Genomic DNA, 15,516 nt, shown 5'->3' with positions numbered 1-15,516 from the left:
CTGGCCGGCCGGCGACATGGGTCGCCGTTTTGCTGTGCCGCGACGACGCGGCATCTCAGGGAGCGATCGCGCGCAGCTGCTGCTGCGTGAGCTCGCCGCTGTAGCCCTGTCGCGAGCCGCCGGCACGGATCACCAGCACGCGCGGCGTCTCGCCGCCCCATCCGGCGTCGAGCAGATAGTTGGTGCGCTCGGGCGTCGCATCGGCATAGGCATAGGCCGGCCACGCATCCATGCCGGCGGCGTGCAGGCGTTCTTCGATTGCACGGCGCAGGTCGATGTCGTCGGTGGCCACGGTGACCAGCTCGATCGTTCCAGGGTGCGACCGCTGGAGTTGCGCCAGCGCCTTCAGGTTGGGCTCGCAATAGGCGCAGTCCAGCGCCCACAGGGCGATCAGCCGTTCGCCGCGCGCGGGCGGCGCGAGCAGTGCGGGGATGTCAGCGGCGTGGAGCGGTTGCAGCGCACCCGCGTGGGCGATGGCGCAAACCGACAGCAGCAGGGCGGCGAACCAGTACTTCATCGCGGGGCCTGCACGGGCACCAGCCGGAAGCCCTCAGCGGTATTCCAGGCCACATGGGCTTCCTCGCCGCGCAACAGCAATTGCGGGGAGCCCACCGCGCCGGTGGAGGTCGCCAGGGCGCGGGCTGCGCCGAAATGGAAACCACCGTCATCCGAGCGGCGCAGCATCAAGACCTCGCCCGTGGCGTCGACCTGGTTCCAGGCGATCCACACCGTCGTTCCACGTACGGCGATGTCGGCGTGGCTGGCGCCTGCACCGGCCATGGCCTGCGCATGCTCGGGCCGGTGACCGGGGACAAGCTGGCCGTACCAGATCGTCGGCTTGCCTTTGGCCTCGTACCAGACGGCATGGGCCGTGCCATTCGCGGCGACCGCCAGGCCCGGGCCATGGTGCGGGCAACCGGCAATGTGCCAGCCGTCGAAGGTGGCGCGCTCGGCATGGGGCTCGCTGCCGTCCGTGCGCAGCACCGCGTAGGCGTGGTCGCGGATGTTGTCGCCGTAGACGGCGCGGAAGAAGGAGGCGATGTCGCCCCGCGGCGTCCGCGCCAGTGCGATGCGGCAGCACTCGCAGCTGTGGTCGATCAGCTTGCGCTCGGGTTGGAAGTGCTGGCCGCCGTCATCCGACCAGGCGTAGTAGATGCCGGCGCCCAGGTAGGGCTTGCCCGCCGCTTCGGCGGCGGCCTGGTCGCGCTTGTCGACCCAGGCCAGCACCACACGCCCCGTGCCGTCGACGGCGAGTGCATCGAAACGGTGGGTGATCTCGGCGCGGTCGCGATGCACGGTCACCGGCGAGGAAAAATGCGCACCGCCGTCGAGCGAGCGGGCGAACCGCACATAGCCGGTCCACGGCTTCGCCCGCGGCTGCGACCAACTCACGTAGAGCTCGTCGTGTGGACCGATGGCCAGCTTGGGCCGGTTCTCGCCTTCGGCGTAGATCGGTTCGGGCGTGGCGTTGACCGGTTGCGGCGGGCTCAACGTCTTGCCCAGGTCGTCCGAGTGGCGCAGCCGCACGTGGCCGTCCAGTGCGTCCACCACCCACAGCCGGCCATGCGCGTCGAACGCGGCGGTGGCGCCCAGCGGAGGCTCCTTGGGCATCGCCATGCCTTCGTGGGCAAGTGCCATCGGGGCGGCCAAAAAGAGCAGGATCGACAGCAATCGAAGCATCGGCGGCTCCCTAGAGTTCCCACCGCACTTCGCCGACCCAGATACGGCCAGCGTAGGGATGGTAGACCCAGTAGCGTGCATTGGTCAGGTTGTCCACGCCCAGCGAAGCAGTCCACTGCGGCGCGAAACGCCATCGCAATTTGGCATCGGCGACGGTGAAGGAACTGACGGCGCCGTAGGTGTCGACGAAGTCGCTGTTGTCCAGCGAGCCGTACTGGCGTCCCGAGCGGCGAATGCCCAGCGACGCGTCCCATTCCCCGGCAAAGCGGTAATCGGCCAGGAGGCTGGCGCGCAGGCGCGGGATGCGCGGGAACCACTTGCCGTCGGCCAGCGGGTAGCGGCGGTCGCGAAGGGTCTTGGCGTCGTTGATGGCGATGCTGGCGGTCAGGTCCAGCCCGGGCGTCCAGACGTCCGTCACGTTGACTTCGCCCTCGATACCGCGCAGCCGCGTGAGGTCGATGTTCTGCACGCTGGTGACCGTGGGAGTGCGGGTGACGTCGGTCTGCGTGTAGAGCGCATCGGCGATGCGGTCCTGGAACAGCGACACGCGCCAGTGGCCGCCTTCGAATTGCCGCTTGAGGGTGAGGTCGAACGAGTCGTCGCGCTCGGGCTCGAGGTTGGGATCGTTGCCGACGATCGCGTTGGCGGAGATCGAGCCCTGGAACAGCTCGGCGACCGTGGGGTAGCGCACCGCCTTGCCGTAGGCCAGGCGCAGTTGCCAGTCCGGCGCGAAGTCCCACTCCAGCGCCGCCTTGGGCGAGAGATCGCTGCGCCGTCGGTCGCCGTAACGCAGCGTGCCGCCGGCGTCGGCGCGGCTGCCTGCGTAGGCGCGCCATTGCTCCCAGCGTGTGCCGAGGGTCAGCGCCCAGTCGGGCCGGAAGCTCCACACATCCTGCAGGTACGCGGCACGGGTCTGCGTGCGGCCGGCGAAGGCGCTGCTGAATGGACCATCGGCGACGCCGAGCCAATCACTGGCCGAGTGCACGCGCGAGTCGAGCACGTAGCGGTCGCCGTGCACGCCGGCATAGAGCATATGGGCCGCGCCCAGCGGCCCGGAGCTGCGCAGGTCCAGCGTGTCCCAGCCGGAGCCGGCGTTGTCGGCGATGCTGCCGGGGCCGCCGATCGGACCCGCCGGTGGCGGCAAGGCCGCGCTGCGCGCCTGCGCGCGGGCAAAGTCGTAGTGGCTGGCGACGGCGGTCCAGCGCCAGCCGCCGTCCAGGCGGCCGTTGAGCTCGGCGCCGTAGAGCAGGTGCGTGTCCTGGTTGGCGGAAGGTGCCAGGCCGCTAGGCGGCAGCGTCCAGGTGCTGCCGTAGGCGTTGACCGTGCCGACGGTGACCGGCTGGCCGGCGGCGTCGTGCAGGAGGCTGCGCGTGCGGTCCTGCGCATGGTTGTGCCACCAGCCGAGCGTGAACAGGGCCGCGACCCGGTCGGTGATGTCGACGCCCAGCTTGAGCTTGGCCTGCGTCTGCACCGTGTGCTCGATGCTGTTGGCGCCGTAGACCAGGCGGGGACTGTCGTTCGGGTTGCGGTCGGCGGTGGCTCCGTCGACCGGCACCGCGGTCGCGGCATTGCCGCCCGCCCTGGCCGTGGCGTACTGCATCGGCTGGCCCTGGTTGTCGAGCCGGTCGACGCTGAGCAGCCAGCTCCAGCGACCCTGCCTGTCGCCGAGCGAGGCGGCGAGGTGGCGACCGTCGTAATGGCCGCCGGCTCCATACGCGTCGCGGAAATCCTGGCTGAAATACTGGGCGCTGGCGCTGGCAGTGAGTCGCTCGGGCAGGCGGGTGTGGATCAGCACCGTGGTACCCAGCGAGTTGCCCGGATAGAGCGCCGAGTAGGGGCCGTAGAGCACGTCCACCGCGCCGATTTCCTCGGGCGTGACCATGCCCCAGCGCGGCGCGCCGTCATAACCGTTGGTCATCAGGTTGGAAAGCAGCAGGCCGTCGGAATAGACCAGGCTGCGCGCGCTCTGCAAGGTGCCTGCGTTGCGACCGCTGATGACCGCATTGGGATCGCCGATGTAGCGCTCCCGCACCTGCAGATTCGGCGCGAAGCGCAGCGCATCGGCAGCGCTGGTCACGTTCTGCTGCTGCAGCCGCTCGCGGGGGATGCGCACGGCGACCGCAGGCGTTTCGGTGACCTGGGTATCGCTCGCATGCACCATCACCGGCGAGAGCGTGGTCGCCTGCTGGGGGGCATCGGCGGCAGGCAGGAAGCCAGGCAGGGCCAACAGGACGAGCGCGCACAAACCGGAGGATCGGGGAGGCATCGGCCACTCTGGAGGTGGGTCTAGGCTCGGCAGCATAGCGGCGCCACTGTGTACGACCAGATGACTCGTTGTCGCAGAGGGGTGTGTCAAGCGCGCTGCTGCGCGCCTGTGCCGCATATGCTCGTGCGAGGGCGGGCCGTGCCGGACCTTGCGGGTTTGGATGGACCCGGCCGGCGACCGGCAAGCGGTGTGCTGGATAGTCAACCCGCTTCTGCTCTGCAACGCCTTGACCCATGCCACGCACGCGGTTGGGGCAGGCGGCTATTCCCCCGGTTCTGGCCGCTCGCGCACCGGGTGCTTGCTCAACTTGCGCTGCAGGGTACGCCGATGCATTCCGAGCCGCCGCGCGGTTTCGGAAATGTTGCCGTCGCATTCGGTCAGCACGCGCTGGATGTGCTCCCACTCCAGGCGGCGCAGGGCGAGCGGCGCCTCGGGTGCCTCGGGCGGTTCGTCGTCGACTCCGGCAGGCCCCTCGCCCTCGAGCAGCGCGCGCACCACCGCGTCGGCGTCGACCGGCTTGGCCAGGTAGTCGTGCGCGCCGCGCTTGATCGCCTCCACCGCCGTGGCGATCGAGGCATAGCCGGTGAGCAGCAGGATGCGCATCTGCGGCACCAGCGCGTGCAGTTCGGAGATCAGCTTGAGACCGTTCTCCTCTCCCAGCTTGAGATCGAGCACGCAATAGCGCGGCTGGTGGCGACGGGCCAGCATGCGGGCCTCGTCGGCGCGGGTGGCGCCGATGGCCTCGAAGCCGCGCGAGGCGAGCGCCCGCGAGAGCACGCGGACGAAGGTGGCGTCGTCATCGACGATCAGCAGTTGGCGGGAGGCGTTGACGTCGTTCATGAGGCCGCGGGGGACGAAGGCAGGACGGACATTCTTGCCCGAGTTCGCCATGCATGCACGCGGTCGGGTCAGCCGGCGCCGATCACGGCCAGCGGCAGGCGCAGGCGCACCTGGGCACCGTGCGCGGTATTGCCGGACGTCAGCTCGCCATTCAGGCGCTCGGCGGTGGCTTCGGCCAGTGCCAGGCCCAGGCCCAGGCCGCCCTGCTTGCCGCTGCGGCCGAGCGCGACCGGCTCACCGCCGGCGTCGAAGCCGGGACCGTGGTCGCATATGGCCAGTTCGAGCCAGCCGGCGTCGCTGCGGATCTTCAATTCGACCTCGGCGGAGCCGCGCGAAGCAGAGGCATCGGCGGCGTTGTTGAGCAGGTTGATCAGCGCATGGCGCAACCCGGGCGGCACGCGCAGCGCCAGGCGCGCGGCGGACTCGGGAAGCTCGAGCGTCAGGTCGGCCTCCGGGCGCAGCAACTGGAAGCGTTCCAGGCAGCCCTGCACGAAGGCCTGCAGCGGCATCTGCTCGGCTTCCTGCGAGAGTTGGGTCTGGCCGAAGGCGACCATCTCGCGCAGGATCCCGCGGCAGCGCTCGACCTGTTCCTCGAGCAGGACCAGGTCGTCGGCCAGACCCGGGTCGGAGACATGCTCGCGGCGAAGCTCCGGCAGCAGCATGCGCATGGTCGCCAGCGGTGTATTGAGCTCGTGCGCCGCGCCGGCGGCCTGGGTGGCGATGGCGAGAATGCCTTCGTCACGCAGGGCGCGCTCGCGCACCCGCTGCACTTCCAGTTGCTGCATCCGCAGCGCCCGCGCCAGCCGGTTGATGAAGAAGCCCAGCAACAGCGCCATGATCACGAAGTTCACGCCCATGCCCAGGACGTGCAGCGGGAAGCCGCTGCCGTGCATGGGCATCGGCAGCGGCAGGTAGCTGTGGATCAGCGTCAGGTAGGCGATGCCGGCGAGCGCCGCCACGGCGAGCACCGCCGGCACCGACAAGGCCGCCGCAGCCAGCGCGATCGGCACCAGCAGCAGGGTCACGAAGGGGTTGCTGGCGCCACCGGTGAAATAGAGCAGGTAGCCCAGCACCAGCGCATCGACCGCGACGTGGCCTATGGTCTCCCATTCGCGTACCGGCCAGGGCTGGCCGAGCCGCCAGGCGGCGAACACGGCGAACACGGCCAGCGCAGCGATGCCGGTCAGCAGCGGCAGCACCGGGATGGACAGCTGCATCCATAGCGCGCACACCAGCACCGCCACGCTCTGCCCGGCGATGGCGCACAGGCGCAGCCAGGCCAGCGTGCGTGTCAGCGCGAAGGGACCGATGCGTCGGCTGGCTTGCCTGTGTGGCATGGTGCTGGGGAGGCGCCGCGATCCGCGCGGCGCCTGGCCGGATCAGCCTGGGAGTTCCCAACCTTCCTCGCTGCGCACCGGCGGCAGCGGGTCGGCCGCGGCGGCGTGCTCGGCGTGGCTGTTGGAGAGCTTCTTCATCAGCGGCAGCACCGCCACGGCGATCGCCGTGCAGCCCAGGCCCACGAAGCCGAGCTTGTTGAAAAGGTTGGTGTAGATCGCCAACGACTGCACCGGGTCGGCGAGGCCTTCGGGGATGTGCGCGTAGTTGGCCACCACGCTGCCCAGGTATTGCGAGATACCCACGGCAACGTAGTAGGCGCCCATCATGAAGCCGCCCATGCGGGCCGGTACGTAGCGGGCGATCATCGCCAGCCCCAGGCCGCTGACCAGCAGCTCGCCCAGCGAATACAGCCCGTAGCCCCAGATCATCGTCCACGAGGAAACCTGCCCGCCGACCGCGCCCAGCGCACCGAAGCCGTACATGAAAAAGCCCAAGGCCACCGCGGCGAAACCCAGCGCGAACTTGGTAGCGACGGAGGGGTCTTTACCGACCTTGCCGAGCCCGTTGTAGATCAGCACCAGCACGGGACTCAGCACCACGATCCAGATCGCGTTCAAGTTCTGGTACTGCTCTGGAATCCAGTTGAACAGGTGCAGCCCGAACACGTTCATCGACAGGTTGACGTTGTGCTGCGCGAACAGGTTCAGCGAGGTCGCCATCTGCGCATAGAAGATGAAAAAGAAGATCGTCTGTACGGTGAGCACGAGGGCGGCGATCAGGCCGGCGCGTTCGGTCCGATCGCTGCTGCGGATCAGGTGCAGGAAAATGCCGAGGATCACCAGGCCGGCGGCGTACACGCAGATCTTCGCCACGAGCAGGCTCTGCAGGATGAAGGCGGCGACAAACACCAGCGCCACTGCGGCACCCGCCACCCCGGCGACGCGGGACATGCTGAGCGGACGCTCGTCCGCCGGCGATCCGATGTGCGCCAGCGTGCGGTACATCAGCAGGTAGTTGCCCAGCCCCAGCAACAGGCCGACGGCGCAGGCGCCGAAGGCGGTGTGCCAGCCCATCGCGTCACCGTAGGCGGCGCCGACAACGTTCCGGATCCACGGCGTCGCCGTCATCGAGAGCATCGAGCCGACGTTAACTGCCATGTAGTAGATGGTGAAGGCGCTATCGATGCGGGTATCGTCGCCCTCGTAGATCTTGCGCACCAGGTTGCCGGCGTTGGGCTTGAAGAAACCGTTGCCGACGATGATCACGCCCAACGCGAAGTAGGTCAGGTAGGGGTCGTTGGATGGAATCCACAGCAGCGCGTAGCCCAGCATCAGCACCACCGCGCCGGTGAGCATCGTGCGGCGGGTGCCGATCAGCTTGTCGCCGACCCAGCCGCCGATGGCGGGCGTGGCATAGATCAGCGCCGCGGCCGCGCCCCAGACCAGGTTGGCGTGGGTGTCGACGAAACCGAGCTTCTTCATCATGTAGGTGACCATCAGCACCTGCATGCCGTAGAAGCCGAAGCGCTCCCACATTTCGATCAGGAAGACGGTGCTGAAGGATCGTGTCTGGGACACGGGAGGATTCTGGACTGCCATGGGAATTCCGAGCGGATGGGTACTGACTGCCGCTGCGCGGCCTGCTCTGCAACCCTGAACCGGGCTACAACCATTCGAGGGTAACCCATCCGCCACACTGGTAACGCTGCACTGCGACAAGCCGTGCGCCGGCGTTGCTGTGGCATCATCGCGCGCCTGTCGCCGACGCAAAGACGAGAACCGACACCATGCCGACTGATCCGCTTCCGCCGTTTCCGGCCGTCGTCCGGCATTGCGGAGCCTGATTCGCGTGGCCGCCGAGGGTTTCCGCGGGCCGCGGCAACTGTGGAACGCGTTGCGCTGGTCGATGAAGGGGTTGCGCGCCGGCTGGCGCCATGAAGCCTCGTTCCGCTTCGAGGTATGCCTGGCCGTCGTGGTCTTTCCGCTGGGCCTGTACCTCGGCCACGGGGCGATGGAGAAACTGGCGCTGGTGCTGCCGATGTTCCTGGTGCTCTCGGTGGAGTTGCTGAACTCGGCGATCGAGGCCGTGGTCGACAAGGTCAGCCCGGAGTTCCATGAGTTGGCCGGGCGCGCCAAGGACATGGGCTCGGCCGCGGTGTTCGTGCTGCTGGTACTCATGGGGCTGAGCTGGGCGTTGATCGTGGGGCCGCGGCTGGCGGTCCTGTTGCGGGGTTGAACCATGCGTCCGCGCCGTTGACGCTGGCCGGAGCCTGCCCCTACGCTGGCCTTCTCACAGATCGGAGCGCCGTCATGAAGACCCTTCGCGTATTCGCGCTGTCGCTGCTTGCCGTGTTCCTCAGCGGCTGCGGCTACAACGCCATCCAGCGCCAGGACGAGGCGGTGAAAGCCTCCTGGTCGGAGGTGCTCAACCAGTACCAGCGCCGCGCCGACCTGGTACCCAACCTGGTCAATACGGTCAAGGGCTACGCGCAACACGAAGAACGCGTGCTTACCGAGGTCACCAACGCCCGCGCCCGTGTCGGCAGCGTGCAGGTGACGCCGGACATGATCAACGACGCGGCCAAGCTCAAGCAATTCCAGCAGGCGCAGGGCGAGCTCTCCAGCGCGCTGTCGCGCCTGATGGTGGTCAGCGAGAACTACCCCAACCTCAAGGCCGACGGACTGTTCCAGAACCTGCAGGCGCAGCTGGAAGGCACCGAGAACCGCATCACCGTGGCGCGCAACCGCTACGTGCAGGCGGTGCAGCAGTACAACGCAATGATCCGCACCTTCCCCAACAACCTGACCGCGAAGATGTTCGGTTACCAGGTGAAGCCGAATTTCGGCGTGGAGAACGAGAAGGCCATCTCCACCGCGCCGACGGTGGACTTCGGCAGCCCCGCGCACGCCGCCTCGACGCACTGAGATGGCTGCTCGCCTGCCGCGGCTGGCGTGGCTGCTGCTCGCCCTGCTGCTCGTCGTGGCGCCCCGCCTGCGTGCGGCGGAAGTGCCCACGCTCAGTCGCCACGTCACCGACCTGACCGGCACGCTCGACGCGCAGCAGGTCGATCAGCTCGATGCGCAGCTGGTCGCCCTGGAGAAGCGCAAGGGCGCCCAGCTGGTCGTACTGATGATCGGCAGCACGGGCGAGCAGGACATCGAAAGCTATTCGCTCGCCGTCGCCGAGCAGAACAAGGTCGGGCGCAAGGGCACCGATGATGGCGTGCTGCTGCTGGTCGCCAAGAACGACCGGCGCGTGCGCATCGAGGTCGGCTACGGGCTGGAGGGCGCGATACCGGACGCGGCCACCGCACGCATCATCCGCGAGTACATCGCGCCGAAGTTCCGCGTGAACGACTACTACGGCGGCATCCGCGATGCGGTGGGCGCGCTGACCCAGCTGATCGATGGCGAACCGCTGCCGCCGCCGGTGCAAGGAGCGCCCACCGACCATCGCGGACTGGGGCTGCAGCACGCGCTGTTCATCGGCGTCTTGATCGCATTTTTCCTGCGCAACCTGTTCGGCCGCGCCCATCTGTTCGTGCGCACGCCACTGGGTGCGGGCATCACCGGGTTCGTACTGTGGCTGCTCGCCGCCAGCCTGGGCGCGGCCATGCTGGGCGCGGTGATCGGCGGCGTGCTGATGCTGCTGCCCGGTGGCGGGGGCCGATCGATCGGCGGCGGCGGCTGGGGCGGCTGGGGTGGTTTCGGCGGGGGCGGCTTCGGGGGAGGTGGTTTCGGCGGCGGCGGGGGCGGTGGCTTCAGCGGCGGCGGCGGAAGCTTCGGCGGAGGCGGTTCCTCGGGGAGTTGGTGATGACACGCCTGCAGCGAGTGCTCGCAAACCTGTTCGGCGGCTGGTTCCGGTTGCGCCAGCGCTTCCCGTCGGCATTGCTGGATGAGCTGGCCGATGCCGTAAGCGCGGGTGAGCGCAGCCATCTGGGCGAGATCCGCTTCGCGCTCGAGTCGCGCTTGCCATTGCGCGCGGTGCTGGCCGGCCTGGACGCGCGGCTGCGTGCGCAGGCGGTGTTCGCCCAGTTGCGCGTCTGGGATACCGAGGAGAACACTGGTGTGCTGATCTACCTGCTGCTTTCGGAGCAGCGGATCGAGATCGTCGCCGATCGCGGTATCGCCCACCGCGTCGCGCAGCCGCAGTGGGATGCGATCTGCCTGCGCATGCGCGACGCCTTCGCACGGGCACAGTGGCGCGAAGGCAGCCTGGCGGGTATCGAGGCCGTGCATGCATTACTGCGCGAGCATTTCCCCGCGGACGACCGCCCCAACCCGGACGAGCTTCCGGATCGCCCCGTACTGCTCTGAAAAAAAAGGCCGCCCTGCGGCGGCCTTGTCTGGCTTGAGCGATGTCGGTATCAGGCGCCCTTGCCGATGTGCTTCTCCAGGAACGCCTGCAGCGTATCGTAGAAATCCACGCGGTTCTTCTCGTCGTAGAAGCCGTGACCTTCGCCCGGCTTGCTCATCCACTCGTAAGGTTTGTGTGCGGCGTCGAGCGCGGCGCGCATGGCCTTGGCCTGCGCAAAGGGCGCGCGTTGATCGTCCTCGCCGTGAATCAGCAGCACCGGCACGTCGATCTTGTAGGCGAGCTTGTCGGGCGAGTTCGCGTCCAGGTCGGCGTCGTCCTTGCCGATGACCATCGTCAGATAGCTGCGGCCGGTCTTGCTTTCGCGTACGTCGCCCTTGGCGTACATCATCTTGAGGTCGTAGACGCCGGCGTAGCCGACCGCGCACTTGAACAGGCCCGGCGCGCGGATCGCCGTCATCATCGCCGAATAGCCGCCGAAGCTGCCGCCGTAAACGCAGATCCGTGCCGGATCGGCATAGTGCTGCCCCACGGCCCAGTGGACTCCGTCGATCAGGTCCTGCTGGATGCGCGTGCCCCACTTGAGATATCCCGCTTCCTGGAAGTCTTCGCCGCGGCCGCCCGAGCCGCGGTAGTTGACCTGCAACACCAGGTAGCCACGGTTGGCGAGGAACTGGGCGTCGTCGTCGTACGACCATTCATCGCTGATGCCGATGGGCCCACCGTGCGGCAGCAACACCATCGGCAGGCCGGTTTCGCTGCGGCCGGGCGGCAAGGTCAGGATGGCCTCCAGCTCGGTGCCGTCGCTGGCCTTGAAATGCATGGGGCGGCGCTCGGCCATCTTTGCCGGGTCGATCCAGGGTGCCGCGTCGAACAGCTTGCGCACCTTGTAGGTGTGTGTGTCGATCAGCAGGTAGGTGCCCGGGTTGCGGTCGCTCTTCACGCTGAACAGCAGTTGCCCGCCGTCCTCGCTGTAGTTGATGAAGTGCACGTACTGGCCGGGGAACTTCAGGCTGAGCGCGCGATGCAGCTTGGCCGCAGGCAGGTTCGGGTCGATGTAGCTCGCCTGCGGCATCCCGGTTTCGGAAACGGCGGCAAAGGGCTGGCGCGGCAGCGGCGTCCACTCGATCGTGCCGACGCTGCCGAAGCCGGCGGCGGCAAGCACCTTGCGGTTGGCGCCGGATTCGTCCTGCAGCACCAGCGAGGCCGGTCCGCCGCCGCGGTCGTACAGGGCGTAGATGTGCTGCTGGTCCGGGGCGACCTCGACGGGCGCGAAGCTGCCGACCTGCCCGGCCGGCAGTTGCTGCCAATGGTCGTTCTCCCGGTGGTAGACCACGTAATCGAAGTTCTCGTTGCGGCCGTAGGCGTAGCGAGGCCGTCCGTCGTCACCGACCAGGAAGCTCATGTTGCCGACCCCGATGTCGGCCACCAGGTGGCGCGTATTGGCGCTGGCATCGACGTCATAAAGGGAGCTGCTGCTCTCGGAGGACCAACTGGTGACAGCCATGTAGAAATGGCCGTTGGCCCGGTCCGGCAGCCCGTCGACAAAACCCCATCCCCGGTCGCGGCCGCGGGTCTGGGCGCGCTTGCCGTACATGGAATCGTAGCCGTACAGGTAATCCTGGTTCTTGCCGTCGATATCGCTGGCGAGGATTTCGCCGGTGTAGGCCGGCCGGTCGATCGAGCCGAACTCCTTTCCTTTGGCCACGACCAGCCGCGTCGGACCGACCCAATTGATGTCCAGCGGCAGTTCGTACTTGGGCATGCGCAGCATGCTCGCAGGCTTGGACATGTCCTCCACGCGGTAGACCACCAGGGCGTGCTGGCTGCCCTCGTCCCAACGCACCGCCAGGTACTTGCCATCGGGCGAGAGCCGGGGCATCGACAGTTGCGGGTGGCGTGCGAAATCCTCCACCGGCAGCAGGTCGGCGGCCGCGGCGATCGCCGGTGCCAAAAGCATGGCCGCGCAAAGCACGGTCCTGAATCGATTCATCGTCCCATCCCCCTGGGCTCCTGGTGGCAGGCGCGGACGCCGGGAGTACGACGTCCGGCCGGGGGCGCACCCCCATGCGGCCCCGATGCCGACGATTCTAGTGAGGGCCGGTCGTGCGCCGAAAGGGCCTGCGCTGCACGGACCGGCCCGGCTACACTTGGGACTTTGCCCGGCCGCGCCCAGCCATGACAGAGCCCTTCACCGTCCACTTCGATCCGGTCGCCTTCCACATCGGGCCCGTGCAGGTGCACTGGTACGGGCTGATGTACCTGCTGGGCTTCCTTGGCGCGGGCCTGCTGGGCGAGCGGCGCCGGCGCCAGGGGCGCCTGCCGGTCAGCCGCGATGCGCTGAGCGACCTGGCCTTCTACGCCATGCTGGGCATCATCGTGGGCGGACGCGTGTGGTACATGCTGTTCTACTACGTCGGCGGCCCGCATTGGATCTGGACCGACCCGCTGGCGCTGTTCAAGGTGTGGGACGGCGGCATGAGCTTCCACGGCGGGCTGCTGGGCGTGCTCGCGGCCGCTTGGTGGTGGTCGCGGCGCCATCGGCTGCATTTCTTCGACACCATGGACTTCGTCGCGCCCCTGGTTCCGCTGGGGCTTGGCCTCGGCCGCTTGGGCAACTTCATCAATGGCGAGCTGTGGGGCAAGCCCGGCAGCGTGCCCTGGGCGATGATCTTTCCCAACGCGCACGCCGAGGACGTCCAGCTGGCGGCCGGCCAGCCGGCGCTCGCGCAGCAGCTGGCGCGCTTCGGTGGCTTGCCGCGGCACCCTTCGGAACTCTACGAGATGGCGCTGGAGGGAGCAGTGATGTTCGCGGTGCTATGGCTGGTATCGATGAAGCCCCGGCCGCGCTACCTGGTTTCGGGCCTGTTCGCGCTGCTCTACGGCTGCTTCCGTTTTGCCGTCGAATTCGTGCGCGTGCCCGATCCCCAGCTCGGCTACCTGGCCTGGGGCTGGCTGACCATGGGACAGGTGCAGTCGCTGCCTCTGATCGTGGTCGGGCTGGTGCTGGTGGCGCTCTCGCGCCGGGCGCCGACGCTGGCGCTGGCGGCACGTTGAGCCGGGCAGGGCGGGCTTTGGCCGCGCCCTGCCGATTCGCGCACGGCTAGAAGTTACGGTCACCGCCGATCAAGTCGCCCAGGCCGCCGAGGATCGAGCCTTCGCCCCGGCGTTGCCCGCCGCCCTGCGGCGCGGCCGCCAGCATGCGACCGGCCATGCGCGAGAAAGGCAGCGATTGCAGCCAGACTTTGCCCGGGCCGGTCAGCGTGGCCAGGAACACGCCTTCGCCGCCGAACAGCATGCTCTTGATACCGCCGACGGGCCGCACATCCATGCTGACCGTGTCATGGAAGGCCACCACGCAGCCGGTATCCACGTCCAGCCGCTCGCCGGGCTTGAGTTCGCGCTCGACCACGGTGCCGCCGGCGTGCACGAACACCCAGCCGTCGCCCTCGAGCTTTTGCATGATGAAGCCCTCGCCGCCGAACAGCCCGGTGAGGATCTTGCGCTGGAAGAAGATGCCCAGCGACACGCCGCGCGCGCCGGCCAGGAAGGAGTCCTTCTGGCAGATCAGCCGCCCGCCGTGCTCGGAGAGCTTCATCGCCATCACCGTCCCGGGATAGGGGGCGGCGAAGGCGACCTTGGCCTTGCCGCTGCCGGTGTGCGTGAACACGGTGGTGAACAGGGTCTCGCCCGTGACCACGCGCTTGCCGGCGGAAATCAGCTTGTCCATGAAGCCCCCGCCTTGCACGGCGGTCGAGCCGTCGCCGAAGACGGTGTCCATCTGCACGGCCGCTTCCTTGTACATCAGGGCGCCCGCCTCGGCGATGGCGCTCTCGCCCGGGTCCAGCTCGACTTCGACGAATTGCATGTCGTTGCCGACGATGCGGTAGTCGATTTCGTCCGACGCCCCATAGCGCCCGGCCGGTGCGGGCGGAGGCGCCACGGCCACGGCGGCGGAGGCCAGGAACACGCTGTGGATCGGCCGCCATTCGCCGAAACCTTCCTTCCAGCAGTAGCCGTCCGGGCGGCTGCGCGCCTGGGCGCGTGCGGCCTCGTCGTCCAGTGGGCCGATGCGTTCGTTGTTGCCGTAGCTGAAATACCACTGGGTCATGTGCGCCGTCCGCTGCGAGATGGGCTTTGGAGTCTAGGCCCGCGCCGGAGCCCGGGCGAGTGACGGATGTCATTGGGCGTCAAGGCAGCGCCCCGGCCCGATTTCCCCGCTTGAGGGAGTTCCAGGGGGCCGGTTGGGGCAAGCGCCGCCCCTCCCGCTAGAATCCACTCCATGCGCGCCTACCTCGACCTGCTCGACCACGTGCTCCACCACGGCACGGAAAAGACCGATCGCACCGGCACCGGCACCAGGAGCGTGTTCGGTTGGCAGATGCGCTTCGACCTCGGCCAGGGTTTTCCGCTGGTCACCACCAAGAAGGTGCACTGGAAGTCGGTGGTACACGAGCTGATCTGGTTCCTGCGCGGCGACACCAACGTCGCCTACCTCAAGGAACACGGCGTCAGCATCTGGGACGAGTGGGCCGACGCCAGCGGTGAGCTGGGGCCGGTCTATGGCAAGCAGTGGCGCGCCTGGCCGACGGCCGACGGCGGCACCGTCGATCAGATCCGCTGGGTGGTGGAGGAGATCCGCCGCAATCCCGATTCGCGCCGGCTCATCGTCAGCGCCTGGAACGTGGGCGATTTGCCGAAGATGGCGCTGATGCCCTGCCACACGCTGTTCCAGTTCTACGTCGCCGAGGGCAAGCTCTCCTGCCAGCTCTACCAGCGCTCGGGCGACATCTTCCTGGGTGTCCCGTTCAACATTGCAAGCTACGCGCTGCTCACCCACATGGTGGCGCAGGTGTGCGGTCTGGGCGTGGGCGACTTCGTGCACACGCTGGGCGACGCGCACCTGTACAGCAATCATGTCGAGCAGGCGCGCCTGCAGCTGTCACGCGAGCCGCGGCCGTTGCCGCGCGTGCTGCTCAACCCGCGAGTGCAGGCCTTGGAGGACTTCCGCTTCGAGGACGTCGCCCTGGAGGGCTACGCCCCGCATCCCGCGATCAAGGCGCCCGTCGCTGTGTAGG

At 68.2% G+C, this 15,516-nt stretch carries 14 protein-coding genes; 6 read left to right on the top strand and 8 right to left on the bottom strand.

The annotated features are described in order from the left end of the window. Positions 1-55: 55 nt before the first annotated feature. From VGU65_RS11225 to VGU65_RS11200, 6 genes are all read right to left on the bottom strand, one after another. A complete protein-coding gene (locus VGU65_RS11225) occupies positions 56-517 on the bottom strand; it encodes a thioredoxin domain-containing protein (protein ID WP_327475728.1) in 462 nt (153 codons plus the stop codon). Then, the gene (locus VGU65_RS11220; protein ID WP_327475726.1) at positions 514-1,680 is read right to left on the bottom strand and encodes a sialidase family protein; all 1,167 of its coding nucleotides are present in this window, start codon (positions 1,678-1,680) and stop codon (positions 514-516) included. The genes VGU65_RS11225 and VGU65_RS11220 overlap by 4 nt, the downstream gene beginning before the upstream one ends. A 10-nt stretch (positions 1,681-1,690) precedes the next feature. Further along, positions 1,691-3,946 (bottom strand): TonB-dependent receptor, encoded by a 2,256-nt coding sequence (locus VGU65_RS11215; protein WP_327475724.1) that lies wholly within the window; start codon positions 3,944-3,946, stop codon positions 1,691-1,693. Positions 3,947-4,207: 261 nt separating this feature from the next. Beyond that, positions 4,208-4,786, bottom strand: a complete 579-nt coding sequence (locus VGU65_RS11210) for a response regulator transcription factor (RefSeq protein WP_327475722.1) — start codon at positions 4,784-4,786, stop codon at positions 4,208-4,210. Positions 4,787-4,854: 68 nt separating this feature from the next. Next, positions 4,855-6,123 (bottom strand): ATP-binding protein, encoded by a 1,269-nt coding sequence (locus VGU65_RS11205; RefSeq protein WP_327475720.1) that lies wholly within the window; start codon positions 6,121-6,123, stop codon positions 4,855-4,857. Positions 6,124-6,165: 42 nt separating this feature from the next. Further along, positions 6,166-7,722, bottom strand: a complete 1,557-nt coding sequence (locus tag VGU65_RS11200) for a peptide MFS transporter (protein ID WP_327475718.1) — start codon at positions 7,720-7,722, stop codon at positions 6,166-6,168. 250 nt (positions 7,723-7,972) lie between these two features. Here VGU65_RS11200 and VGU65_RS11195 point away from each other — a divergent pair, with 250 nt between their 5' ends. The 4 genes from VGU65_RS11195 (at position 7,973) to VGU65_RS11180 (ending at position 10,440) form a co-directional block, all read left to right on the top strand. Further along, on the top strand, positions 7,973-8,359 hold the full coding sequence (locus VGU65_RS11195) for a diacylglycerol kinase (RefSeq protein WP_327475716.1): 387 nt from the start codon (positions 7,973-7,975) through the stop codon (positions 8,357-8,359). Positions 8,360-8,433: 74 nt separating this feature from the next. Continuing rightward, entirely contained in the window at positions 8,434-9,048 is a 615-nt protein-coding gene (locus tag VGU65_RS11190; RefSeq protein ID WP_327475714.1) for a LemA family protein, read from the top strand. A gap of 1 nt (position 9,049) precedes the next feature. Beyond that, entirely contained in the window at positions 9,050-9,937 is an 888-nt protein-coding gene (locus tag VGU65_RS11185) for a TPM domain-containing protein (RefSeq protein WP_327475711.1), read from the top strand. Beyond that, positions 9,937-10,440 (top strand): TPM domain-containing protein, encoded by a 504-nt coding sequence (locus tag VGU65_RS11180; RefSeq protein WP_327475709.1) that lies wholly within the window; start codon positions 9,937-9,939, stop codon positions 10,438-10,440. Before VGU65_RS11185 ends, VGU65_RS11180 begins: the two co-directional genes overlap by 1 nt. A gap of 50 nt (positions 10,441-10,490) precedes the next feature. Here the strand turns inward: VGU65_RS11180 and VGU65_RS11175 are convergent, their stop codons facing one another. Continuing rightward, positions 10,491-12,431, bottom strand: a complete 1,941-nt coding sequence (locus VGU65_RS11175) for an alpha/beta hydrolase family protein (protein ID WP_327475707.1) — start codon at positions 12,429-12,431, stop codon at positions 10,491-10,493. A 185-nt stretch (positions 12,432-12,616) separates the two neighbouring features. Here VGU65_RS11175 and lgt point away from each other — a divergent pair, with 185 nt between their 5' ends. Then, positions 12,617-13,495, top strand: a complete 879-nt coding sequence (gene lgt, locus VGU65_RS11170; protein ID WP_327475705.1) for a prolipoprotein diacylglyceryl transferase — start codon at positions 12,617-12,619, stop codon at positions 13,493-13,495. Positions 13,496-13,541: 46 nt separating this feature from the next. Here lgt and VGU65_RS11165 read toward each other — a convergent pair whose 3' ends face one another. Continuing rightward, entirely contained in the window at positions 13,542-14,549 is a 1,008-nt protein-coding gene (locus tag VGU65_RS11165; protein WP_327475703.1) for a TIGR00266 family protein, read from the bottom strand. A 171-nt stretch (positions 14,550-14,720) separates the two neighbouring features. On the opposite strand from VGU65_RS11165, the gene VGU65_RS11160 reads away from it, so the two are divergent. Next, positions 14,721-15,515 carry a thymidylate synthase gene (locus VGU65_RS11160; RefSeq protein ID WP_327475701.1) on the top strand — a complete coding sequence of 265 codons (795 nt, stop codon included), beginning with the start codon at positions 14,721-14,723 and terminating at the stop codon, positions 15,513-15,515. Position 15,516: the final 1 nt, after the last annotated feature.

The sequence above is a fragment of the Frateuria sp. genome, from assembly GCF_035943815.1.
GTDB lineage: Bacteria > Pseudomonadota > Gammaproteobacteria > Xanthomonadales > Rhodanobacteraceae > Frateuria_A.
Note: the sequence above shows the minus strand (reverse complement) of the source record. Positions and strands in the feature narration are given on the sequence as shown.

Coding starts and splice junctions, on each gene's coding strand:
- VGU65_RS11225 (WP_327475728.1), bottom strand. CDS start 517: ATGAAGTACTGGTTCGCCGCCCTGCTGCTGTCGGTTTGCGCCATCGCC.
- VGU65_RS11220 (WP_327475726.1), bottom strand. CDS start 1,680: ATGCTTCGATTGCTGTCGATCCTGCTCTTTTTGGCCGCCCCGATGGCA.
- VGU65_RS11215 (WP_327475724.1), bottom strand. CDS start 3,946: ATGCCTCCCCGATCCTCCGGTTTGTGCGCGCTCGTCCTGTTGGCCCTG.
- VGU65_RS11210 (WP_327475722.1), bottom strand. CDS start 4,786: ATGAACGACGTCAACGCCTCCCGCCAACTGCTGATCGTCGATGACGAC.
- VGU65_RS11205 (WP_327475720.1), bottom strand. CDS start 6,123: ATGCCACACAGGCAAGCCAGCCGACGCATCGGTCCCTTCGCGCTGACA.
- VGU65_RS11200 (WP_327475718.1), bottom strand. CDS start 7,722: ATGGCAGTCCAGAATCCTCCCGTGTCCCAGACACGATCCTTCAGCACC.
- VGU65_RS11190 (WP_327475714.1), top strand. CDS start 8,434: ATGAAGACCCTTCGCGTATTCGCGCTGTCGCTGCTTGCCGTGTTCCTC.
- VGU65_RS11185 (WP_327475711.1), top strand. CDS start 9,050: ATGGCTGCTCGCCTGCCGCGGCTGGCGTGGCTGCTGCTCGCCCTGCTG.
- VGU65_RS11180 (WP_327475709.1), top strand. CDS start 9,937: ATGACACGCCTGCAGCGAGTGCTCGCAAACCTGTTCGGCGGCTGGTTC.
- VGU65_RS11175 (WP_327475707.1), bottom strand. CDS start 12,431: ATGAATCGATTCAGGACCGTGCTTTGCGCGGCCATGCTTTTGGCACCG.
- lgt (WP_327475705.1), top strand. CDS start 12,617: ATGACAGAGCCCTTCACCGTCCACTTCGATCCGGTCGCCTTCCACATC.
- VGU65_RS11165 (WP_327475703.1), bottom strand. CDS start 14,549: ATGACCCAGTGGTATTTCAGCTACGGCAACAACGAACGCATCGGCCCA.
- VGU65_RS11160 (WP_327475701.1), top strand. CDS start 14,721: ATGCGCGCCTACCTCGACCTGCTCGACCACGTGCTCCACCACGGCACG.